Here is an 18,301-nt window from a genome sequence, read left to right as displayed (position 1 = left end):
GGTGGTGACGGCCAGCTTGACGATGAGCAGCACGGCGGCGTCCATGACGGTCTCCAGGGGGGGGAGGGAAAGATCAGTTGGGGGTGGTTGCCGAAGAGCCGTTCGGTGACGAGGCGGCGGAGGCCGGTTCGGTGACCGCCCGGCGCGGGGCCAGGACCGTGCCGTCATGCTGGAAGGTGTAGCCCTGGGCGGTCATTCGCTCCTGCACTGCGGCGAGCCGATTGCGAGCCCATCCGACGCTGTGCTTGTACTTGTCGGCCACCTCGCGCTGGGACGGCTTTCGCCCGGCACCGTTCTTGCCGCGGCACCTGGCGCGGATCCACTCCTCGGCGGCGCCGTTGTCCAGCTCAGCGGCACTGTCGCGGTCGTCAGGGTGGTTGCCGTCGCGGTCACCATCCTGGTCACTTTCGGCGACCGTTTCCGCGACCGGTTCGGCGACCGGAACGGGGTGCTCGGCGTGGTCGTCTTCCTGGTTTGTCTCCGGTCGCGGTTCCGGTCGCGACCACGGCTTGAGAGAGGCGAGCCAGGAACGGCCCTCCGGTGACGGAGGCAGTACCTGCCCGGTGGCGTCGATCAGACTCGGGTAGGCGGCGGCACCGGTCACCGGAGTGGTCGCTGGTGTGACGTGACCGCCGGTGATGTACGCGGCCATGCTCGTGACCGCGGCGGAGACCTCCGGGTCATGCTCACGCTCGATCGCCGCGGTCCACTCGCTCAGCGCGCCGGCCAGCTTGACCGCTTCGCTGTTCTTCGCGGCGCCGGTCACCGCGGGGTGGTCGAGGTGCGCCCACGCCGCGACCGGGGGCAGTTGCATGAGGCTCGGCGCACTGTAGGCGGTGGTGACCCCGTCGAGGAGCGACCGCTGCAGTGCCTCGTCGCGGGCGAGCACGGTGTGTTGCATGGCGGCGTCGAGGGCGCCCTCCAGGCGGGTCATGGCGCGGCGCATCTTCCAGCCGGTCTTGCCTGCCTGCTCCAACGCGCGGGCCTTCTTCGCGGCCAGCGCGACCTTGGTGAGGCGCCGTTGAGCGTCGACCTCCTCCGCGGTACGGTCCCGGCTCTCCGCCACGCCGAGGCGGACCAGCACCCGCTCGGGGGTGATGCGCCAGTGGATGCGCTTACGGCCGGTGGCGCGGTGCCGCTCGATCGCCATGCCCCGCTCCCACAGCCAGGCGGCCACGAGAGGGGCGGCGAGGCGGAACACGGCCTCGGGGATGCTGCGGGCGTCCATGCACGACAGCACCGCCGACAGGCACGTGAGGACCCACACGGCCAGGCCGTCGATACCCGCCGAGAAGTTCTCCCGCATGTTGCGGCGGGCACGGACGGCGCTGGTGAACATGGCGACTTCGATGAAGGCGAAGAGCAGCAGCCGTAGCGGGCCGTCGAAGCCGAGGATGTCGCCGGCGAACCGCCACATTCCCTGAGCGGACACGCCCGTCGCGATAGCGGCAGCAACCCAGGTGAGGAGATCCTCGCCCGGGGTCTTGCTGGTCTTTGCCTTACGGATGAGCGCCTTGGCGCCCTTGCGGAGCTCCCAGAGGGCGAAAAGCGTGGCGATGACGCCGAGGCCGATCACGAGAGCGGCCACGACGTCGGGCACCCATGACGGGATCGGCGGCAGGTAATCGGCCATGTCCTAGGGCTCCTTGGGGCGGCAATGGGGATCGTTCTTGTCGCCACAGATTGACACAGATTAGTGTCGATCTGCAAGCAATTTCGTGGTGTTATTGTTGCCACAAGAATACATGATCTAAAGGAGTCGCCGTATGATCCCTTGTACACACGACGCGGGGAGTACAGCAGTGGCCAGGCCGAAGACGGGTACAACGCCAATCCGGCGCGTCCGCCTCGGTGACGAGATCTGGGAGCAGGTCGAACGGGCTGCGGGCGAAGACGACACCACCAACACCGCGATCGTCAAAGAGGCGTTGGCCGACTACTTCGCCAAGAGGGCTCGGCAGAAGCGCGCGAGGCGCCTCGCGGAAGCGCAGGCCGACGACAGCCGCGACCCGGCGTAACCCATCGCAGCATGCGCCCTCACTTCAGAGGGCTATTCGAGCATGCGCGCCTCAACGCGAAACGGGCCCGTCCGGTGTGCAACCACCAGCGGGCCCTTGACCAACGCCTGTGTGCCAGGAGTGAGTCATCAGCACCGTACATGCCATACCCGTGCCCGTGTCCAGATTCCGCGAGGGGCACATTCGGGTATCTCGTCTGAGCGTCGCGGCGCTCGACTCTGCACTGCCGGACTTGTCGTGATCCGTCCCGATGACGAGGACAAGCCCTTCGTGGCCCGCTGGAACACCTTCATCAGGATCCTCCTTGTGGAACCCTCGGTGAAGCTCGTCGCCCGCACGGTCATGGACTACGCGGACTTCCACGACGGAACCTCCTGCTTCCCCAGCAACGAACGCATCGAGCGCGACACCGGGCTGGGGGACAAGACGATCCGCAACGCGTGGGCGCTCCTGCGCGCGGCTGGGCTCGCTGAGCGGGTCTCTCACGCCGTCGCGCACCAACGGCTGGCCGACGAGTACGAACTGGCCATCCCGGAGTACTGGAAGGGGCTGCCGATCCTCGGGCCGAACGGCCGTAAGTTCGTATGCCTGAACTGCGGAAAGCAGATCAACCCGCAAGGCAGCGGGGAGGTCACCCGGGACGGGAAAGCGACGTGGAGCCTCTGGAAGGCCGTGTTCTGCCCGCAGCCGAGGAAGGTCAAGGGGCGATCGGACGTCTCCTGCTACCACGAGTGGAACCGGCAGCAGGAGGAGGCGGGCAAGCGGCCTTGGCCTGCGCAGGGGGCCGACGCGTGGAAGCTGTTCCGCCAGTCCCGTGGAGACGACTGGTGACACCGGTAGTGACTACCGGTGCCGGTAATCAGTTCCGCAGTACCGGTAATCACTACCTGCACGTACCGGTACTCATTACCGCGAGCACCGGTAGTGAGTACCGGCCACCATCCCATAGACAACAACCCATGTGATCAACCCATGTCATCGTCTCCGCGCTGACGCGCGGCGCGACTGACGACCAGACAACTTCATCGACGAGACACACGAAGGCGCCCCGCTCCGATGTGGAGCGGGGCGCCTTCGTGTGTCTACTCTCTGTCCTTGCCGGGACAGATCTTGTGTTCCGGATCCCACCAGATGGGATAGAACACCCGCGGAACCTCGTCCGAGATGACGCCCCACAACCGCTCCGGACCGCTCAACCGGAATCGGAACATCTCGTCAAACTCGTCCAGCTGTAGCTGGTCGAACCTTGATCGCGCGTCTGGAGCCAGGTGATCGACGGGGACGTGCTTGTGCTTGGATCCGCGCCGCCGTTGGCCGCCCGTGATCTGGCCACGGATCTCTTTCCAGCTCAGCCGCTCCATCTCCGACAGGAACGCGACGATTCGTTCGGTCGTTTCGCCGTCGATCATCCGCCAGGACCATGCTCCTTCGTACTCGCGATCGAGGAGCGAAAGCCTCCAGAGCGGGTGCTGATAGTCAGCTCCGTCCCCGTTGGCTGCCATGGACAGCAGCCGTTTCGGGATGCTTCCTTTGCCTACCCCGGCGGCAAGACCAGGCGTGACGGGTACGTCTCTGCCGCTGTACGTGGATCCGGGGACAGGCTTGTGCTTAGCCTTCTGCGCCATCGACGGAACTGGCGATCATCGCTTCGAAGAACTCGGCAACATCAGCATCCGAGAGCGGTTCGGTGCTGCGCTGCATCGGCCCGACGCTGGCCCGCTGGCGCGCGCACACCCACGGCCTTTCCTGATGCGTCATCGTCGACAGTTGGCTCGCGGTGAACTCGCCATAGGACGACAGAACAAGGTCAACAGACTCTCGCTCGCCCTCGTCCAAAGCCTCGGGGTTGCCATCGATGTCGCCGGCCTGCAGGTGAAGCCGCCCGCGGTGCTTGGCGTACAGGACCGGCGAGACGGGGCCGTTGGCCCAAGCCTCGAAGCGCTCAGGAAACAGCGGACGCTCTTCCCACGCGAGGTGATAGCCGTAGGAGTAGTAGCAGAGCTTCTGCAGCTTCATGGCCGTCATCGGCCCGATCTTGTCGAGGATGTAGGCCGCTACGTCCTTCACGTTCGCCATGCCCCCACCTCCTCGTCGCTCTCTTAGATTATGTTCCCTGTGGGTGGGGGGAGGTAGCACCAGGTCTCCTTGCCTTTGGGTAACGAAAACGTGGACGTTGCTTGCCCCTGGGCGAGCCCTCGACGATGGCACATCGCAGGCGCCCCGCTCCGAGATGGAGCGGGGCGCCTTGTCGCGTCCAGAAGCCCTACACGGGCACAGAGTCCTTGCCATCGTCGACCAGCTCGACCGTGGTCTCGTGCTTGCAGAGGTGGAACGTCATCGTCCGCCTGCGCACCCGCAGGAGCTCCAGCAGCATCCCGAGCTCGGAGTGCTCGTTTACGAGGCAGTCGTTGTCGGTCATGGCGTAGCCGGGCGCGACCCTGCCGCCAGTGGTGACCTGAAGGAATGTCATGCGAGTCGGCCAGTCGGCGAGGTCTTCAGGCGGGACAACGACGTTGACGTTGCCACCGAGGAGCGCGATGCGCTTCATTACCGACTTCAGGGTGTCGTCCAGGAAGCTGACGAGGATGGCAGACTCCTCACCGTCGCGAAGCGGTGGGAGAGCACCTCGGAAGTCTCGTACCCGAAGCAGTCGCAGCACGTCACGCGTCATCCGCATGCGGGTTTTTTCCCTAGCGTCCACGTTGCCACCTCCTCCTGTGTTCTTCCCACTTCTCGGTCATCACATCAAGAGCCTCTTCGTATCCGTCTTCAATGTCTTCCTGGCTCCTGATGATACGGAGAACGCGTCTACCGGTCCTGATATTGCCTTGGCGGTACTGGTGGATGTGGACTTCGCCGTGCCGGGTGTCGAGTTCGGCGACCATCTCACCCTCCCGCCCATCATGGGTCATATGGATCATCGCGAACCCCAAGAGACGGTCACGATCGTCCATCTCCAAGCGGCTGATCAGCAAGTCGTTGTTCGGGAGGAGAGCCCTGTAGGAGTGGTTGAAGGATGTTCCGGGTTCTGGAGTGCCCCACAGAAAGGAGCCTTCGGGGGGCTTGGCGGCGAGGTGCTCATACTTGTCGGACAACGGCGCTCTCCATCGGACGTCGTCGGGCGGGGGTCGCCTGGAGCCTCTGTCCGGGTACAGGGGGAGGCGGGAAGATCCAGGGTAACCGCGACGGAGAGCTACCGAATGGTAACCGTTAAGGATCTACGGTGTACGTCACCGGGACGATGAAGGCCCCGCCGCCCGGTGAGATGGGCGGCGGGGCCTCGGTGTGCCCGGCCGGGCCGCAGTGGGTGAATCCCTTCCCGGCCGGGAGCTTGGGGGTCTTCTGCGTTCAGGGGGTGGGCTGGTCGGCGGCCTCGCGGAGGAGCTCGTCGACGAGAAGCTGCAACATGCCGGGGTTCCGCTCCGCCCAGAGGAGGAAGTCCTGGAGCAAGGCTTCGGCCTGCTCGGGGAAGCCGAACGGGTTGGGCGGGGCGGTGTCCCACTCGCCGTCCGGGCCCATCCGGTAGACAACGACGGCGTCATCGTCGTTGCCGAGCACTCGCTGGATGGAGCGCAGGCGCCGGGCGAGGCTATCGGCTTCGATCTCGCTGTCGGGGCTGGTGGCCACGACAGGGTGCTGGCTGTGGCTGGGCGTCCAACGGACGCCGTATTGGAGCTTTGTGGCCTGGTCGTCGATGAGGGGGTCCGCGCTGTCCGGGCTCGCGGTGGCGTGCTGCTCGTTGGGGGTGCTGCTCATCGGGTTCCTCCAGGCGGGTCGTCGTTGTGGTGGCCCCGCCGCGTGGGGAGACGGCGGGGCCGGGGCCGGCGGGCGACCAAACTTTCGCCTGCCGGAGGTTGTTTGGGTCCTCGCCCGGGAGAGAAGTGGGCGAGGACCCCGGCCCGGCGGCATGTGCCGGGCCGTCCCCGGGAGGTTGACGCCAGCCCGCGCCTCTCAACCGGGGGTTTTGCACCGGCCGCCACCACCTCAGGGCAGGGGCGGCCGGGGGTCAGGTGTTGTAGCCGCCGCACCGGTCGATCAGCGTCGCCTGCTTGGCCAACTGCTCGGTGAACTCCTCATAGGAGGGGGTGGAGAGGCTGGCTACCACGCCAGCGGCGGCTTGCGCGCTAGTGATGGGAGGGGTGCGGTCCGCGCGCCAGTGGCCGTCATACGTGGTGCTCCACCCGGGGTAGGTGGTCTCCAGTACGCGGAGGATTTCGGTGATGTCCGCTGCCTGCTGGATGAGCTTCGCCTGTTCAGCGAACCGTTGGGACAGCTTGGCGGGCGTGTCGGCGTCCACCGTGCGAGAACAGCCGACCACGTCTTCGACCCCGGCGATCGGCTTGTGCCGGGTGGCCCACCACCGTCCGGCGTCGCTACGCATGATCTGCCAGATGTCGCCGAACTCCTGGGCGAGCAGGTCGAGGGCGGTTACCTCGGTGTCGGCGGTCATGACGACACCTCGCCGCCGCCCCTCCGGACATGCCCCAGCTTGTGGAGACATGTCCGGAGGTGGCCAGTGGACCCGCCGGCAGACGATGTGCCGGGGGTGCACACTGAGAGCGCGACGGCCGACCCTGTGGCGAGGGAGTGGTGTACCCGGCCGCCGCGCCCGCTCTGGGAATTGCAGATTATCCGCGCCGTGTAGTGCCCGGGCATGCCCGGGCATAGCCGGTTCCGAAAGGGCATGCTAGAGCATGATCCCCTACGGTCCATTCCATGATCGAGTTCGACCCGGACCGGACCGTATGGGCGCAGGTCTACGACCTCCTGCGCGAACGGATTGAGGGGGGCGTCTACAAAGAGCGGTTGCCGATTCCGAGCATCGCGCACCTGGAGCAGGAGCTCGGGATTGCCCGGCAGACCGTGCGCAAGGTCATCGGCAAGCTCGCCGATGACGGGCTGGTGCGGGTGATCGGCGGCAAGGGCACGTTCGTGCGCCCCCGCGAGGACTGGCAGCAGCCGGAGGAAGAGTAGCGTCACGCTGTCTCCCGGAGCTGCTCCTGGGCCGCGAGCTGCCCCGCGAGGTCTTCGAGTGTGTCGGCGTCCAAGCTTGCCGTGATGCCGAGGTCGCGCTGGGCGGGGCTGATGGCGCCGGTGCGGAGCGCCCACCAGCGGCCGGCGCCGGACTGGAAAATGGTCCAGGCGGGGTAGAGCGTGCGTAATTCAGTTACGCGGTCGTTCGTGAGGAGCATCATGGGGTGCCTCACTTCATGTGATCGGGTGTTCTCATCATGCGGCTTCCCGGAAAAACTTTCAAGGGCACAGTTTCAATGACACAATTGTCGGATTCGCACCACCGTAGGCCAGCCGTATGATGCGCTCACTCAGCGCACACAGGAGGACACGCGATGACCGGCAGCCCCACCGTCAAACTGCGACGCCTCAGCGCCGAGCTCGTTCGCTTGCGTAAAGATGCAGGGCTAACCGTTGAAGAGGTGACTACCCGCCTCGGGTGGTCCAACGGGCGCCTCACGAAATGGGAACTCAACCAGTGGGTGCGACCCGACGTCGTGCTCATTCGCGCTCTGCTGGACCTGTATGGCGTCACCGACGAGCAGGTTCGCAACGCGATCCTCGACCTCGCCCGCCAGTCCCGCGAGAAGGGATGGTGGGCCAAGTACAACGACGTCTTTCGCGGCTCACTGCCCGGCTTCGAGGCAGAGGCGACCCAGATCCGCACCTATGAGGCCTTGTTCGTCCCCGGCCTGCTTCAGACCGCCGATTACGCCGCCGCCGTGTTTCGGGCCGGCCAGGTGCTGGACGATGCCTCTGTGAAACGGCGCGTCGAGGTCAGGATCGTCCGGCAGGACGTCCTCAAGCGCGAGCGGCCACCGGAGCTGTATGCCTTGATCGACGAGGCGGCGCTACGCAAGATGATCGGCGGGCCCGCGGTGATGGCGGAGCAAATGCGACATCTGATTGAGGCGGCTGCTGCCCCGCACGTAACGATTCAGATTCTTCGTGACTCGGCTGGTGCGCATGCGGTGATGACCGGAGCATTTACGATCTTGGACTTTGCGACCGAACTCGACCCCTCGGTGGTCTACTTGGAAACTGCGACAGACTCACTCCACCTGGAGAAGCCGGAGGAACTACAGGCGTACGGTCGGATCTTTACCCGGGCGGTGGCGATTTCGGAGCCTCCGGAGGAGTCTGTTAGGTATCTGGCAACGATGGTTGATCAACTGGAGAGAGGCGATGGAACTAACCCCAACTGAGCTCGCCACGCTCACCTACCGCAAGGCCAGCTTCAGCGGCCCTCACGATAACTGCGTCGAGGTCGCCGAGTTGCCTAGCGGAGGCCGCGCGGTGCGCAACAGCAAGAGGCCGGAAGCGGCCACCGTGACCTTCACCACAGGCGAGTGGGACGCCTTCATCAAGGGCGTCAAGGCCAACGAGTTCGGCTAGGAAACAGGTTCATAACAAAAGCCCCCATCCTCCCGGATGGGGGCTTTTGCGTGGAACTAACCCGCCGTCAGTCTACGGGCCGTAACCACGATCGGCGCGGGTCGAGGATGGGAGCGAAATGGGAGTGAGCCACTCCCGGCCAGGCTCACTCAGACTCGGTGATCCTCGGCCTATCACACCCCTTGAGCTGCTATTTCTTCCCTATATGCAGGTAATGGCGCCGGAAAAACCTGCTTTGGGAGCAGGGGGCCGCAGGTTCAAATCCTGTCACCCCGACATATGCCGGGCATCGGTTTCGACCGGTGCCCGGTTTCTCGTTGTACGGGGTGCGAGTTTTCGGCCACGCGAGAGGGGCGGGGCACGCGGACGCGTGCGGGGAGGATCGCCTCACGGTGTGGGAGCCATGGTGCGGGAGCCATGGTGCGGGAACGTCAGTGGTGGGCGCTGAAGAGGGCCCAGACGGCCTTGCCGCCGCAGTTGAGGTAGTCCCAGCCCCAATCCTGGCTGTAGGTCTCCACGATGTAGAGGCCCCGGCCGTTCTCCGAGATGAAATCCGGTTCCTTGGGGGTCGGAATCTCGTCGCTCGGGTCCGTCACGGCCAGGAGCACATGGGGGGAGAGGCGCAGCAGGACGAGCGTGATCGGGGTGTTCTCCGGTTGCCCGGGCGGACACAGCGCGTAACGGACCGCGTTGGTGACAAGTTCCGAAACCACTAGCGCTGCGTCATCGCTGAGTTCTGCCAGTCCCCAGTCGTGAAGCGTCGAGCGCGTCACGTCCCGGGCGGTCTTCACCGAGTCTGCCTGGCTGGGCAGGGGACACGCGGTGGCGTCGGAGTGGTTGACCCCGAGCAGCTCGTCAAAGCCGATTTCGCAGGTCGCCTGCAGGTAGTCGGCAGCCGATTTTGGCTCCTCCACCATCCTGCCGGTACCTCCCGCTGTCATCGTGAGTCTCCGTACCGCTTGAGAGTTTTCAGAGCTTGTGCACCATAAGCCCAATATGCACTAAACCATCATGGGTCACCGGAACGTCTGCTGCAAGACCCAAATGCACGTGCAGTTGCAATGTGCAGCAGCATGGGGGTTAGGTCGGCGACTTGGCGAATTGGGCAGGGAGTTGAGACCTTGTCATAGCGGCCGGAAGTAGTGACACTGTGTGCGCTGGCCCAAGTAGAGAGGGAGGCGAAGTGGCGCAGCTTCAACCGGGATCAGGTCCCACAGCTCTGCGTATCCTCTTAGGCTCCCAACTGCGTCGTCTGCGCGAGGCCAAGGGGCTCTCGCGAGAGGAGGCAGGCCATCTGATCCGCGGATCCGAATCCAAGATCAGTAGGATGGAGCTCGGCCGGGTTGGTCTGAGAGAACGCGACGTGGCGGATCTGCTCACCTTCTACGGGGTGGAGGACGAGCGCGCTCGGTCGGCGATCATGGACTTGCTGCTCAGAGCCAACGAACCCGGTTGGTGGCACCGGTTCAACGACCTGCTGCCCTCATGGTTTCAGACGTACGTCGGCCTGGAGGAGGCAGCCTCCCGGATCCGTACGTACGAGGTGCAGTTCGTGCCCGGCCTGCTGCAGACGAAGGAGTACGCCAGGGCGATCGTCACCGCGGGGAGCGCAGGCATCGCGCCCGACGAGATCGCCCGCCGCGTCGACCTGCGGATGGAGCGCCAGCAGGTGCTCAAGCGGTCCGACGGCCCGTTCTTCTGGGCCGTCATCGACGAGGCCGCGCTGCGGCGCCCCATCGGCGGTGCGGACGTCATGCGGGGCCAGTTGGAGCACCTGCTCGATCTCATGCGGCGGACGAACATCACGATCCAGGTGATGCCCTTCAGCTTCGGTGGCCACAGCGCGGAGGGCGGCGCCTTCAGCGTGCTCCGCTTCAACGACAGCGAGCTTCCGGACGTCGTCTACGTCGAGCAGTTGGCCAGCGCCCTCTACCTGGACAAGCGCGAGGACGTCGACCGCTACAGCGAGGTCATGGAGCGGCTGTGCGCGGTCAGCACCACCCCCGGCGAGACGAACGACATCCTGAGGCGGATCATCAAGGAGGAGTGAGCGGCCGTTGGTCGCTCCATGGTGCCGCTCTGCCCTAGACTGGCCTGCGGCGCTGAACACCCGCCGCAGTGGAGCGTGCCCTAATCTTGCACGTCTCGATGGCTGTGCCAAGTGCCACTCATGTGGGCGCGGCGCGAGAGCTTGCCGCGGTAGCCGCTACGACTTGGCGCGCCCGCGATCACTCGAAGTTTGATCAAGGAGACGACCCCGTGAAGACCGCTGTGGAGGAGCTCAGCCCGACCCGGGTAAGGCTTACCGTCGAGGTGCCGTTCGAGGAGCTCGGCGAGAGCCTGCAGGCGGCGTACAAGAAGGTCGCGCAGCAGGTGCGCGTTCCCGGGTTCCGCCCCGGCAAGGTTCCGGCCCGCATCATCGAGCAGCGGTTCGGCCGCGCGGTGGTGCTGGAGGAGACCCTCAATGACGCGGTGCCCAAGCTGTACGGCCAGGCCGTCGACGAGAGCGAGATCTTCCCGGTCAGTCAGCCGGAGATCGAGGTCACCAAGATCGAGGACGGTCAGCAGGTCGAGTTCACCGCCGAGGTGGACATCCGCCCCCAGTTCGACGTCCCCGACTACCAGGGCATCGAGGTGACCGTCCCGGTCTCCGAGGTCTCCGACGCGGACGTCGACGTCCAGCTGGACGGCCTGCGTCAGCGTTTCGCCACGCTGACCGGCGTCGAGCGTGCCGCTGCCTCCGGCGACTTCGTCGTCATGGACCTGGCCGCCGCGATCGACGGCGTCAACATCGAGGAGCAGCAGGCCAACGACGTCTCCTACGAGGTCGGCGCCGGCTCGGTGCTGCAGGGCCTGGACGACGCACTGGTCGGCCTGTCCGCCGGTGAGACCAAGGAGTTCACCACCAACCTGGTCGGCGGCGAGAACGCCGGCGAGGAGGCCGTGGTCACCATCACCGTCAAGAACGTCAAGGAGAAGGTCCTCCCCGAGCTCGACGACGAGTTCGCCCAGCTCGCCAGCGAGTTCGACACCCTTGACGAGCTCAAGGCGAGCATCAGCGGGCAGGCCCGCCGCAACAAGCTGATCGACCAGGTCGTCCAGGCCCGTGAGAACGCGCTCGACGCCCTGCTCGGCAAGATCGACATTCCGCTGCCGGAGAGCGCGCTCAAGGCCGAGGTCGACAATCGCAAGCACAATCTTGAGCACCAGATCGCCGACAGTGGCCTGAGCAAGGAGGCGTTCTTCCGCCTCTACCAGACCACCGAGGAGGAGCGCCTCGCCGAGTTCGACGAGAGCGCCGCCAAGGCACTCAAGACGGGCTTCGTCCTCGACAAGATCGTCAAGAGCGAGGAACTCGGCGTCAGTGAGCAGGAGCTGACCAACTTCGTGGTGCGCCGCGCCATGCAGATGAACGTCGCGCCCAACACGCTGGCTCAGCACCTGGCCGACAACGACCAGCTCACGCTGGCCATGGTCGAGATCGTCCGGGACAAGGCCAAGAGCGTCATCGGCGACGCCGCGAAGGTGACCGACGAGGCGGGCAACGAGGTCGACCTCAAGGCCATCTACACCGAGATCAACGGTGAGGAGCCCGCCGCCGAGGAGGCCCCCGAGGCCGACGCCCCTGAGGCCGACGACGCGAAGTAGTCCCAGGCTGAGAGAGGGCGCCATCGAGCGCGCCCGACGCCCCCGCCGCGCTCCGCGTGACGGGGGCGTTCGCGTGCTCCCGGCTCCGGCCGAGGCCTGCGGTGCCGCTCGTCCGGGGCCGCAGGCCTCGGACGAGCCGAGGGCGATGTGGGGGGTGAGTGCGCCGCAGAGCGCTGCCTGACGGTCTCCGGTATTCCTTCGGCTCTCCCGACCTCCAAGGGGACTCGCGGGCTCCTGGGCCCGCTGAGGGCCGCGATCTTCCTCTCTTCGGCCCCGGAAGTGTCGTGCGTCCCTCCTTCGCGGCTCCCCGCGACCCGCTTCCGGCCTTCGCACACGGCCCCGTGAGCTCCGACGCGCCGTACGGACTCCGGTTTCCGAGCCTTTACCAGGGGGCGCGGCGGGAGGTTCCAGGCACGGCGAGGAGGCGGCGGCCAGCATGCGCCGTCAGCGAACAGTGCGTTGAGGGGGCATGTCCGGTAGGCCGCGCGCGTTAAGGTCACAAGCAAAGCCAATCGATTACGACGCATCGGAAGGTGACGCTGTGACCAGCCCGCCGACCTTCTACCAGCCGACCGGCTCCGGGCCCGAGTCGATGAGCCAGCCGAACGGCTCGTTCAGGCTCGAAGACCAGCTCTACCAGCGGCTGCTGCGTGAGCGAATCATCGTGCTGGGCACCCAGGTCAACGACGAGATCGCCAACCGAATCTGCGCCGAGCTGCTTCTGCTCGCCGCGGACGACTCAGAGCGCGACATCTGGCTCTACATCAACTCGCCAGGCGGTTCCGTGACCGCTGGTATGGCGATTTACGACATGATGGAATACGTGCCTAACAATGTGTGCACGGTCGCGATGGGTCTGGCCGCTTCCATGGGCCAGTTCCTGCTCTGCGCCGGTGAGCGGGGCAAGCGTTACGCCCTGCCGCACGCCCGCATCATGATGCACCAGCCATCCGGTGGTATCGGCGGTACCGCAGCCGACATCGCCATCCAGGCGGAGCAGATGCTCTACGTCAAGAAGACCCTCGCCGAGCGCATCGCGTTCCACACCGGTCAGAACCTGGAGCAGATCGAGGCCGACTCCGACCGTGACCGCTGGTTCACGGCCGAGGAGGCCAAGGACTACGGCTTCATCGACCAGGTCGTGCGCAGCGCTCGACAGGTGCCCTCCACGGGCGCCGTCTCCTGAAGGGGCACAAGGTGAGTGAGTTGATCCGGCCGGGAGACATCAACGGCCGCTACGTTCTTCCGTCCTTCACCGAGCGCACGTCCTATGGCATGCGGGAGATGAACCCGTACGCCAAGCTCTTCGAGGACCGCATCATCTTCCTCGGCGTGCAGGTGGACGACGCGTCGGCCAATGACGTCATGGCGCAGTTGCTGACCCTGGAGTCGCTCGACCCCGACCGTGACATCAGCATCTACATCAACTCGCCGGGTGGTTCTTTCACCGCCATGACGGCGATTTACGACACGATGCAGTTCGTCCGGCCGGAGATCCAGACGGTCTGTCTGGGGCAGGCGGCCTCGGCGGCGGCGGTCCTGCTGGCCGGCGGCACGCCCGGCAAGCGCTTCGCCCTGCCGAACGCCCGCATGCTGATCCACCAGCCCTCCACCGAGGGGGGCGGCCAGGGAAGCGACATCGAGATCCAGGCGCGTGAGATCCTCAGGATGCGCGCGCAGATGGAGACCATCATCGCTCAGCACTCGGGCAGGGCGCCGGAGGCGGTCCGCAAGGACATCGAGCGGGACAAGATCCTTGACGCTGTGGAGGCCAAGGAGTACGGGCTGATCGACGACATCATCCCGTCCCGCAAGAAACTCGCGAAGGCCGTAGCCTCCTAACGAGGCATATCGCACCGGAACCGTGCCGAATCAGGCACGTTCCGGTGCGACTCGCCGCTAGGGGGCTCACTGAGGGCTCAGAAGACGGTAACGTCGAAACCTAAGCGGGATGACTTTTCGATCGGGTATCGGGCCGGTCGGAAGAAACGGACCGCGGCAGCCAGGGCGGTCCCACGCAAAGGAGTATCTGGGGTGGCACGCATCGGCGACGGGGGAGACCTGCTGAAGTGCTCTTTCTGTGGAAAGAGCCAGAAGCAAGTCAAAAAGCTCATCGCCGGACCCGGCGTATACATCTGCGACGAGTGCATCGACCTCTGCAACGAGATCATCGAGGAGGAGCTCAGCGAGTCCTCTGAGCTCAAGTGGGACAGCCTTCCCAAGCCGAGGGAGATCTACGAATTCCTCGACGCCTACGTCATCGGTCAGGACCAGGCGAAGAAGGCTCTCTCCGTAGCGGTCTACAACCACTACAAGCGGGTGCAGTCCGGCGAGCGCGGGCGTGACGACGGCATTGAACTGGCCAAGTCCAACATCCTGCTCCTGGGCCCGACCGGTTCCGGTAAGACGCTGCTCGCACAGACGTTGGCGAAGATGCTGAACGTTCCGTTCGCCATCGCCGACGCCACAGCCCTGACAGAGGCGGGCTACGTGGGCGAGGACGTCGAAAACATACTGCTCAAGCTGATCCAGGCCGCCGACTACGACGTCAAGAAGGCCGAGACCGGCATCATCTACATCGACGAGGTCGACAAGATCGCTCGCAAGAGCGAGAACCCGTCGATCACCAGGGACGTCTCCGGTGAGGGCGTGCAGCAGGCCCTGCTGAAGATCCTGGAGGGCACGACCGCGAGTGTGCCGCCGCAGGGCGGCCGTAAGCACCCGCACCAGGAGTTCATCCAGATCGACACCACCAACGTGCTGTTCATCTGCGGTGGGGCCTTCGCCGGCCTCGAAAAGATCATCGAGTCCCGGATCGGCCGCAAGGGCATCGGTTTCAACGCCATCATCCGTTCCAAGGAAGACATCGACAGCTCAGACATCTTCGGGGACGTCATGCCCGAGGACCTGCTGAAGTTCGGCATGATCCCCGAGTTCGTCGGCCGGCTTCCGGTGATCACGAGCGTTCACAACCTTGACCGTGAGGCGCTCATCCAGATCCTCACCGAGCCGCGCAACGCCCTCGTCAAGCAGTACCGTCGCCTGTTCGAGCTGGACAACGTCGAACTCGAGTTCACAGACGACGCGCTTGAGGCGATCGCGGACCAGGCGATCCTGCGCGGCACCGGTGCCCGCGGCCTTCGAGCGATCCTGGAGGAGGTCCTCCTCTCGGTGATGTACGAGGTGCCGTCGCGGCAGGACGTGGCGCGCGTCGTCATCACCCGCGAGTCGGTGCTCGAACACGTCAACCCCACGCTCGTGCCACGTGACCAGCTCAACAAGCAGCAGCGGCCGCCGCGCGAGAAGTCCGCGTGATCCAGCCCGGATAAACCGGTTCGTACGGCTGACGCCCCCGCAGGGAGATCCTGTGGGGGCGTCGCTGTTCTCGGCGGTTTCCGGAGGGTCGGCCGGTGGGGTCGATGGCGTGGCGGAGCTCGCAAGGATGTGAACATGTCGCAAGTCTTCGGCTGGGGGACATCGAGTGCGCGGACATCCCTAGACTTGGACATCGTGACGACGCCAGAGCTGCCCACCCAGTACACACCTGCCGACGTGGAGACCCGGAGCTACGAGCGCTGGGTATCGGAGGGATACTTCACCGCTGACCCGAGCGGCGAGCGCGAGCCGTACAGCATCGTCCTGCCTCCGCCGAACGTGACCGGTGTCCTGCACATCGGCCACGGACTCGACCACTCGATCCAGGATGCGCTGACCAGGCGCGCTCGGATGCGCGGCCAGGAGACGCTCTGGCTGCCAGGCATGGACCACGCCGGTATCGCCACCCAGAACGTCGTCGAACGCGAGATCGCCAAGGACGGCCTGTCCCGGCACGACCTCGGTCGCGAGGCGTTCGTCGAGCGGGTCTGGCAGTGGAAGGAGGAGTCCGGGGGCCGGATCCTCGGCCAGATGAAGAAGCTCGGCGATGGCGTCGACTGGTCGCGCGAACGCTTCACCATGGATCCCGGGCTCTCACGTGCCGTTCAGACGATCTTCAAGAAGCTCTTCGACGACGGGCTCATCTACCGCGCCGAGCGCATCATCAACTGGTGTCCACGCTGCCTGACCGCGCTGTCGGACATCGAGGTCGAGCACAGCGAGGACGAGGGCGAGCTCGTCTCGATCCGCTACGGCGACGGTGACGACTCCATCGTGGTCGCCACGACCCGGGCCGAGACGATGCTCGGTGACACCGCCGTGGCCGTGCACCCCTCCGACGAGCGCTACGCGCACCTGATCGGAAGGGAAGTGGAGCTACCGCTCACCGGGCGCCTCATCCCGATCGTCGCCGACGAGCACGTCGACCCGGCCTTCGGTACCGGGGCGGTCAAGGTCACCCCGGCGCACGACCCGAACGACTTCGAGATCGGACGGCGCCACTCGCTGCCGTCCCTGACGATTATGGACGAGCGCGGTGTGGTCACGGCCCACGGCCCGTTCCAGGGGCTCGACCGCTTCGAGGCCAGGCCCGCGGTGGTGGCCGCGCTACGCGCCGAGGGCCGGATCGTGGCGGAGAAGCGCCCCTACCTCCACTCCGTCGGGCACTGCTCGCGCTGCAAGACCGTGGTCGAGCCACGGCTCTCACTTCAGTGGTTCGTCAACGTCTCGCCCCTGGCGAAGGCGGCGGGCGACGCGGTCCGTGACGGCCGGACGAAGATCCACCCGCCGGAGCTGGCCAAGCGCTACTTCGACTGGGTCGACGACATGCACGACTGGTGCATCTCCCGGCAGCTGTGGTGGGGACACCGCATCCCGGTCTGGTACGGCCCCGCCGGCGAGGTCGTCTGCGTGGGCCCGGACGAGCAGGCACCCGATGGCTATGTCCAGGACCCCGATGTCCTCGACACCTGGTTCTCCTCTGGGCTGTGGCCGTTCTCCACCCTCGGCTGGCCAGACAGAACACCGGAACTGGCGAAGTTCTATCCGACCTCCGTTCTAGTGACCGGCTACGACATCCTGTTCTTCTGGGTGGCCCGGATGATGATGTTCGGTGTCTACGCGATGGACGGCGAGCCGCCGTTCCGAACCGTGGCTCTGCACGGCATGGTCCGGGACCAGTACGGCAAGAAGATGTCGAAGTCGTTCGGCAACGTCGTCGACCCGCTCGACTGGATCGAGCGCTTCGGCGCCGACGCCACCCGTTTCACCCTGCTACGCGGAGCCAACCCCGGCTCCGACGTGGCGATCAGCGAGGAATGGGCAGGGGGGTCGCGTAACTTCTGTAACAAGATCTGGAACGCGACCCGCTTCGCGCTGATGAACGGTGCCGTGACGGGTGAGCTTCCGCTTGCGGAGCTGACCGCTGCCGACAGGTGGATCCTGTCCAGGCTCCAGGAGATCGTCGCGTCGGTGGACGCCGCGTTCGAGGACTTCGAGTTCGCCAAGATCTCCGATCTGCTCTACCACTTCGCGTGGGACGAGGTCTGCGACTGGTACGTGGAACTCGCCAAGATCCAGATCGCCTCAGGGCAGGAGCACACCCGGCTCGTGCTCGGCCATGTCTTCGACTCGCTGCTCCGTCTGCTCCATCCGCTGGTGCCGTTCGTCACCGAGGAGCTGTGGCGAGCGGTCACAGGGGACGAGTCGATCGTGGTCGCGCCATGGCCGACGGTCCAGGAGTCGCTGCGTGATCCCTCGGCGGAGGAGGAGATCATCGCGGTGCAGGGGCTGATCACCGAGGTGCGCAGATTCCGCTCCGATCAGGGCCTCAAGCCAGGGCAGCGGGTCGCCGCGCACCTCTCACTCGCCGGTACGGCTCTGGCCTCCCACGAAGGGGCGATCCGGTCGTTGCTCCGGCTCGACCAGCCGTCCGATTCGTTCGCCGCGACCGCCCGTCTCGATGTGAGCGGGGTCGTCGTGGAGATCGATACGGCGGGAACGATCGATGTGGCCGCTGAACGTAAGCGCCTGGAAAAGGATCTCGCGGTGGCGCGTAAGGAGGCGGCTCAGGTCGCCGCCAAGCTCGGCAATGAGCAGTTCATGGCCAAGGCACCGGACGATGTGGTGACCAAGGTGCGATCCCGTGCCGCACAGGCCGACCAGGACATCGCGCGGTTGCTCGCTCAGCTGGCGGCTTTGCCGGCGAGCTGACGGGCCGATGGCCTGAGTTCAGATGGCCTGAGTTCAGAGCGGTACGAGGGTTCTGACCGGTGGGTTGGGAAGAGAACGGCCCTGGTCAGGGAGACGGGTCGAGCTGAGAACCCGGAGTCTCTTGACTCCGGGTTCTCGTG

Annotated in this window: 20 protein-coding genes; 11 read left to right on the top strand and 9 right to left on the bottom strand. The window is 65.7% G+C overall.

Translation table 11 applies throughout. The features are described from left to right. Positions 1-73: 73 nt before the first annotated feature. Positions 74-1,633 (bottom strand): hypothetical protein, encoded by a 1,560-nt coding sequence (locus OG884_RS05615; RefSeq protein WP_326642809.1) that lies wholly within the window; start codon positions 1,631-1,633, stop codon positions 74-76. A 133-nt stretch (positions 1,634-1,766) separates the two neighbouring features. Here OG884_RS05615 and OG884_RS05610 point away from each other — a divergent pair, with 133 nt between their 5' ends. Both OG884_RS05610 and OG884_RS05605 read left to right on the top strand, forming a co-directional pair. Further along, positions 1,767-2,018, top strand: a complete 252-nt coding sequence (locus OG884_RS05610; RefSeq protein WP_326642806.1) for a hypothetical protein — start codon at positions 1,767-1,769, stop codon at positions 2,016-2,018. A 237-nt stretch (positions 2,019-2,255) separates the two neighbouring features. Beyond that, entirely contained in the window at positions 2,256-2,849 is a 594-nt protein-coding gene (locus OG884_RS05605) for a helix-turn-helix domain-containing protein (protein ID WP_326642804.1), read from the top strand. A gap of 251 nt (positions 2,850-3,100) precedes the next feature. On the opposite strand, the gene OG884_RS05600 is transcribed toward OG884_RS05605, so the two are convergent. From OG884_RS05600 to OG884_RS05575, 6 genes are all read right to left on the bottom strand, one after another. After that, the gene (locus tag OG884_RS05600) at positions 3,101-3,643 is read right to left on the bottom strand and encodes a hypothetical protein (protein ID WP_326642803.1); all 543 of its coding nucleotides are present in this window, start codon (positions 3,641-3,643) and stop codon (positions 3,101-3,103) included. Then, positions 3,627-4,094, bottom strand: coding sequence for a Panacea domain-containing protein (locus tag OG884_RS05595; protein WP_326642802.1), 468 nt, complete (start codon positions 4,092-4,094; stop codon positions 3,627-3,629). The genes OG884_RS05600 and OG884_RS05595 overlap by 17 nt, the downstream gene beginning before the upstream one ends. Before the next feature lie 187 nt (positions 4,095-4,281). Continuing rightward, complete coding sequence (locus tag OG884_RS05590; protein ID WP_326642801.1) at positions 4,282-4,695, bottom strand: hypothetical protein; 414 nt, start codon at positions 4,693-4,695, stop codon at positions 4,282-4,284. 13 nt (positions 4,696-4,708) lie between these two features. Then, a complete protein-coding gene (locus tag OG884_RS05585) occupies positions 4,709-5,113 on the bottom strand; it encodes a hypothetical protein (RefSeq protein WP_326642799.1) in 405 nt (134 codons plus the stop codon). 253 nt (positions 5,114-5,366) lie between these two features. Further along, positions 5,367-5,774, bottom strand: coding sequence for a hypothetical protein (locus OG884_RS05580; protein ID WP_326642797.1), 408 nt, complete (start codon positions 5,772-5,774; stop codon positions 5,367-5,369). 250 nt (positions 5,775-6,024) lie between these two features. Beyond that, positions 6,025-6,468 (bottom strand): hypothetical protein, encoded by a 444-nt coding sequence (locus OG884_RS05575; protein ID WP_326642795.1) that lies wholly within the window; start codon positions 6,466-6,468, stop codon positions 6,025-6,027. A gap of 266 nt (positions 6,469-6,734) precedes the next feature. Here OG884_RS05575 and OG884_RS05570 point away from each other — a divergent pair, with 266 nt between their 5' ends. Then, positions 6,735-6,992: a winged helix-turn-helix domain-containing protein gene (locus OG884_RS05570; RefSeq protein WP_326642793.1), complete on the top strand. Its 258-nt coding sequence runs from the start codon at positions 6,735-6,737 to the stop codon at positions 6,990-6,992. Between the two features lie 2 nt (positions 6,993-6,994). On the opposite strand, the gene OG884_RS05565 is transcribed toward OG884_RS05570, so the two are convergent. Further along, complete coding sequence (locus OG884_RS05565; protein WP_326642791.1) at positions 6,995-7,213, bottom strand: hypothetical protein; 219 nt, start codon at positions 7,211-7,213, stop codon at positions 6,995-6,997. Between the two features lie 153 nt (positions 7,214-7,366). On the opposite strand from OG884_RS05565, the gene OG884_RS05560 reads away from it, so the two are divergent. Both OG884_RS05560 and OG884_RS05555 read left to right on the top strand, forming a co-directional pair. Beyond that, a complete protein-coding gene (locus OG884_RS05560) occupies positions 7,367-8,236 on the top strand; it encodes a helix-turn-helix domain-containing protein (RefSeq protein WP_326642789.1) in 870 nt (289 codons plus the stop codon). Then, positions 8,217-8,426, top strand: a complete 210-nt coding sequence (locus tag OG884_RS05555) for a DUF397 domain-containing protein (protein WP_326642787.1) — start codon at positions 8,217-8,219, stop codon at positions 8,424-8,426. The genes OG884_RS05560 and OG884_RS05555 overlap by 20 nt, the downstream gene beginning before the upstream one ends. A 431-nt stretch (positions 8,427-8,857) precedes the next feature. Here OG884_RS05555 and OG884_RS05550 read toward each other — a convergent pair whose 3' ends face one another. Continuing rightward, positions 8,858-9,367, bottom strand: a complete 510-nt coding sequence (locus OG884_RS05550; RefSeq protein WP_326642785.1) for an ATP-binding protein — start codon at positions 9,365-9,367, stop codon at positions 8,858-8,860. A 242-nt stretch (positions 9,368-9,609) separates the two neighbouring features. Here OG884_RS05550 and OG884_RS05545 point away from each other — a divergent pair, with 242 nt between their 5' ends. The 6 genes from OG884_RS05545 to OG884_RS05520 all read left to right on the top strand — a co-directional run bounded on the left by OG884_RS05545 (position 9,610) and on the right by OG884_RS05520 (position 18,161). Further along, positions 9,610-10,476, top strand: coding sequence for a helix-turn-helix domain-containing protein (locus OG884_RS05545; protein WP_326642784.1), 867 nt, complete (start codon positions 9,610-9,612; stop codon positions 10,474-10,476). Between the two features lie 209 nt (positions 10,477-10,685). Further along, the gene (tig, locus tag OG884_RS05540) at positions 10,686-12,074 is read left to right on the top strand and encodes a trigger factor (RefSeq protein WP_326642783.1); all 1,389 of its coding nucleotides are present in this window, start codon (positions 10,686-10,688) and stop codon (positions 12,072-12,074) included. A 541-nt stretch (positions 12,075-12,615) separates the two neighbouring features. Next, a complete protein-coding gene (locus OG884_RS05535) occupies positions 12,616-13,260 on the top strand; it encodes a ClpP family protease (RefSeq protein ID WP_030917742.1) in 645 nt (214 codons plus the stop codon). A gap of 11 nt (positions 13,261-13,271) precedes the next feature. Further along, entirely contained in the window at positions 13,272-13,916 is a 645-nt protein-coding gene (locus OG884_RS05530; RefSeq protein WP_326642780.1) for an ATP-dependent Clp protease proteolytic subunit, read from the top strand. A gap of 192 nt (positions 13,917-14,108) precedes the next feature. After that, positions 14,109-15,389 carry an ATP-dependent Clp protease ATP-binding subunit ClpX gene (gene clpX, locus OG884_RS05525; RefSeq protein WP_030917736.1) on the top strand — a complete coding sequence of 427 codons (1,281 nt, stop codon included), beginning with the start codon at positions 14,109-14,111 and terminating at the stop codon, positions 15,387-15,389. 135 nt (positions 15,390-15,524) lie between these two features. Further along, positions 15,525-18,161 carry a valine--tRNA ligase gene (locus OG884_RS05520; protein WP_442811637.1) on the top strand — a complete coding sequence of 879 codons (2,637 nt, stop codon included), beginning with the start codon at positions 15,525-15,527 and terminating at the stop codon, positions 18,159-18,161. Positions 18,162-18,301: the final 140 nt, after the last annotated feature.

Source organism: Streptosporangium sp. NBC_01755 (assembly GCF_035917995.1).
Classification (GTDB): Bacteria; Actinomycetota; Actinomycetes; order Streptosporangiales; family Streptosporangiaceae; genus Streptosporangium.
The sequence above is the reverse complement of the archived record's forward strand: the minus strand, read 5'-3'. Positions and strand labels throughout refer to the sequence as shown.